Source organism: Streptococcus mitis SK575 (assembly GCF_000257865.1).
Classification (GTDB): domain Bacteria; phylum Bacillota; class Bacilli; order Lactobacillales; family Streptococcaceae; genus Streptococcus; species Streptococcus mitis_CQ.
The window spans coordinates 1-721 of the sequence record NZ_AICU01000071.1 but is presented as its reverse complement, the minus strand read 5'-3'; the positions used below and the strand labels follow the sequence as shown (position 1 = coordinate 721).

Genomic DNA, 721 nt, shown 5'->3' with positions numbered 1-721 from the left:
TTTAGCTACGATTGTGTAAACTTTACCATCTTTAGTAATTACAGTTGCGTTTCCTGCTTTGTCGAAGATAACTTCTGCTACATCAGCATTTGCTCCTTTAATCTTAGCTTTTGCAGCTTCTTTTTCTGCATCTGTTAAGTTATTGAAGTCTGCTACTGTTTCTTTTTCGAAGTCAACGTTGATGTTTTCACCATTGTTCTTAGCTGCAACATCTTTAGCATCTTTAACTAATTGAGCTGCTGGAATTGTTGCTGTCTTACCTTCTGGAGTTGTTACTGTCGCATTTCCGTTTTCGTCTACTACTACAGTTGATCCTGGGTTGACTGCTTTAATTGATTCTTTAACTTTTTCAATTTCATCAGCTGTTAATTTAGCTTTATCTCCAACTAACACTCTAGTTGCTGGTGTATTTACACCATTTTGTTGAGTTGGATCAGTTAATTTATCTTCTGGAATTACTAAGTCAAGTTCTGGGATTACTAATACTGTTCCATCACCTTTAGTAACGATTACATCACCTTTATCATTTACTACTACAGTTGATCCTGGGTTTACATCCTCTACTGCTTTCTTAACTTTTGCTTTTTCTTCATCTGTTAAGTTAGCTGGATCTTTAACTACTGTCTTAGTTGCTGGTGTATTTGCTCCATTTCCTGCATTTGCTTTACCTGCGTCTGATGCTGACTTAGTTAAGTCTGTTGCTGGAATTGTTGCTGTTTTG

The 721-nt window shown here is 36.3% G+C and carries 1 protein-coding gene; it reads right to left on the bottom strand.

Annotated features, from left to right (window positions below):
• Positions 1 to 721, bottom strand: a 721-nt coding sequence (locus HMPREF1048_RS08855) for a MiiA motif-containing surface protein (RefSeq protein ID WP_000618720.1), incomplete at both ends; no start/stop codon positions are given.